3 protein-coding genes are annotated in these 3443 nt (G+C 33.1%); 1 reads left to right on the plus strand and 2 read right to left on the minus strand.

Annotation, left to right across the window (positions count from 1 at the left end; translation table 11 throughout):
• On the plus strand, window positions 1-668 hold a 668-nt coding region (locus tag HMPREF0501_RS04890), incomplete at its 5' end, for a glucosaminidase domain-containing protein (RefSeq protein ID WP_223206784.1).
• Window positions 669-875: 207 nt separating this feature from the next.
• Here HMPREF0501_RS04890 and HMPREF0501_RS04895 read toward each other — a convergent pair.
• Both HMPREF0501_RS04895 and HMPREF0501_RS04900 read right to left on the minus strand, forming a co-directional pair.
• Window positions 876-2045 carry an ISL3 family transposase gene (locus HMPREF0501_RS04895; protein WP_006916764.1) on the minus strand — a complete coding sequence of 390 codons (1170 nt, stop codon included), beginning with the start codon at window positions 2043-2045 and terminating at the stop codon, window positions 876-878.
• Window positions 2046-2234: 189 nt separating this feature from the next.
• A complete protein-coding gene (locus HMPREF0501_RS04900) occupies window positions 2235-3242 on the minus strand; it encodes a glycosyltransferase family 2 protein (RefSeq protein WP_006916765.1) in 1008 nt (335 codons plus the stop codon).
• Window positions 3243-3443: the final 201 nt, after the last annotated feature.

Below are 3443 nucleotides of genomic sequence, written 5' to 3' on the forward strand. Positions count from 1 at the left end.
GGGATAATAAATTTTATCAAAACTGGGGTAAGACTTATTACTTTGGTAGTGATGGTGCCCGTTGGGATAATAAGTTTATGAGTGCATGGGGGAAAATTTATTACTTTGCGAATGATGGATCTCGTGCCACTAATCAAACTATTAATTTAGGATTTGGTAATTTAACTTTTGATTCTAACGGTATATTAACAGATACAAACTCTTTCATCGGGAGCATTGTAAATGGTGCCATTCGAGGATGGCTAAATCATGGAGTCTTACCTTCTTTAACTATATCGCAGGCAATTATTGAAAGTGGTTGGGGTAAATCTACGCTTTCGTCTCGTTACCATAATCTTTTTGGGATTAAGGGTAGCTATAATGGCCAAAGTGTAAACATGCCGACTTATGAAAACTATGGTAATGGTTTGGTTTTAATTAATGACTACTTCCGTGCATATCCAGATAATGATGCGAGTGTGGAAGATCACACTAATTTCTTTGTAGATAATTCACGTTATCATAATTTATTATGGAATAAGGATTCTAATAGTGTAACTTACCTTGTTAGAGCAGATGGATATGCTACGGCTACGAATTATACTTCAACATTACGAAATGCAATTTCAAACTATAATTTGACACGTTTCGATCAGGTTGCATTTAGAGCAGAGAAGGCCAATGTGTAATAGTTTAAGGCTCTGTATTCTATTCTGTTAATAAGAGTTGATTTAATTATTAGGCTCTGTGTCAAATCCTGTTGGTGCGGGCTAATAGAACAGTATCAAGTTTTTATACTTGGTGCTGTTTTTTTGTTCTCATCATTCGTAGATTAATTCTTGCTAGTAAGTGATTGAAATTGCGCAGGCCGAAGGCCGTGCGTTGGATCTGCTTAATCATGCGGTTAGTACTTCTAGTGGACCATTAGACTGCTCATTTTCAGCGGCATTGAGCACGATTTCTAAATTTTTACGCAAGGTTCTAATTACGCCGGCCATTGGCTTACTAAGTTGTTCATAACGATAATTAAAGAGTGCTTCGGCTAATTGATCTTTATTGCGGAGCATTAGATAATTCATCACATCATGCATAACGACGTAGTCGTTATTTAGTTTGGTGTCTAACTCTAGACCTAAGCTAATCCGTTCTCCAGCAGTTACTTTTTGATGAATATGTCGATCATAATATTCTTGGGCATTAGAAAGATCACGGTCATTTTTAAGATATAAACGCCAAGAAAACTTGAGTAGCTTATACTCATGTGATTGATACTGGTAATGTTTCATTAACTGGCTGCGATATTGATTGAATGCGCGGGTCATCATGGCGATAATGTGAAAACGATCGATGACTATTTTGGCATTCGGAAAGAGTTGGTAAACGATATCTTGATAATAACTGTTCAGGTCCATCGTCACAGTTTCAACCCGTTTCCGAGCTGAAAGATCAACGCATTCAAAATACCTAATGATTGATGATTTGAAGCGATTAGGTAGGATTTTAATAATGCGGTGATGATTACTGCCATCAATAAGATAAAATGTAATTGATGATGGACACCGCGAAATTTCATCAAATGCTAAATGCTTGGGTAATCTATCAGGAAAAGTCGGATATAGTGCTCGATTTTCATCCATTAATCGACCAACGGTCGATGGGGAAACATTATTGTCGATCGCAATGCATTTCTGTGTTCGATCATCTTGCAAGTTCATGATGATCTTCGATTTGGTGCGGTTAGAAATATTGCAGTATTTATTAACTAACTGTGTTTTAGCCATGATCGTGTGGCCACAATTTTTACACTTCAAACGTTGTTTAGCGAGTCGAATGAAAACCGGATGACTGGCATTATCACTGGTGTAAGTGATCGTTGGTGTATAATGCCCATTATGTACTAACGCTGCAAAACCACATAGAGGGCAACGATTTTGATGAGTTATTAAACAGGCCTTGATGATTCTAACCTTCGTGTGATGGATAAAAGCATAAAAAATATCATCAATTTTAATGTTAGGGTCTTTAATTTCTAACAAAGAACGAATAGAATTACTAGATAGGGTCATATTGATTTCCTTTCTTTAATTGTGGTGATTTATGGATGGGATCAGGTCAATTATGACCTCTTTTTTATTATAAAAGGAAAAATCCCATTAATAAATTACCGAAGGTAATTCATCAACAGGATTTAGTGTAGAGCCAATTATTACTAGTAAATAAAGAGGACTTGAAATCTTGTTTTCAAGTCCTCTTTGCTATTTATTTAATTTATTCCAAATGAACGCTAGACTTTTTGGCGAAAATTTATTCCAAATGAAAATTATTTTATCGCGTTTTGGTAAAATAGTGTTTGCCATAAAATCTTTTTTATATTTCATAGTAATTTTTTTCATCTCATTAATAGTTTCAGTACTAACTGTATAGTTGTTTGGGGCTGCGTAGATAGCTCTTAATACTACGGTAGCTGACCAACATAGTTTAGCATTTAATGCTTTATTAACAGACGGATAATCATCTTTTAAGTGGTTTTTTATGTAGATTAGTGACGATACTAATTCTGTATTTTTACTTGAGAATGGTTTTCCAATTTCAATTGAGTGAAGCTGACTATTACCGTGCATAATGTAATGGTAAGTGTTACTTGGATTATAGCTAATCTTAGAGGAATAATGAAGATAATTAATACAAAAGACTAGGTCCTCTGCTACGCTTAGTTGCGGAAGAAATTCTATGTGATTATTTTGAATAATGGTGGTTCTAAATAGTTTATTGACTAAGTAACCTTCAATCATGTAGCTTTTAAAGATAGATTGTAAAGCCTGCTCTTTATTCATTATTTGTTTTGCACCTTGTGCTGATACCAAAGTTTTCCCATCAGTAGTCTCTTGAACATAGCCGCCAATAGCTAAATCAAGAAGTTCATATTCTTTATATTGGTCATATAAAGATTGCAAATGATTAAAATCAATATAATCATCTGCATCTACAAATGTCACATATTTTTTTCGTACATATTTTAAAGCAACGTTTCTAGAATTTGAAACACCTGAGTTTTCTTTATTAATAATACTTATATTATTTTTATCCTTAAAAGAATTTAGAATTTTGATGGTTTTATCAGTGGAGCCGTCATTAACAACAACTATATCAAAGGGAACACAAAGCCTTTGATTTAAAATGCTATTTAAACTTTTTTTAATTGTTTTTTCAGCATTATAAGCACATACAATAACAGAAATTCCTTGTTCTAAAATATTGATCATCCCTTTTTTAATTATATATTAGTCTATTTTTAATAGGTGAACAATAACACAGCAATTAAGATTTCATTATTATTACAAAAAAGCAACATAAATTACCTTTGATTAACAATAACTCTTATTTAAACATTTATAGATCGAAGTATGTTAATGTAATAACCGTTGAAATTAATAGTAAGATTTAAATGTAACTCATGAAAGGGA

The organism is Limosilactobacillus coleohominis 101-4-CHN, assembly GCF_000161935.1.
Taxonomy (GTDB): Bacteria; Bacillota; Bacilli; order Lactobacillales; family Lactobacillaceae; genus Limosilactobacillus; species Limosilactobacillus coleohominis_A.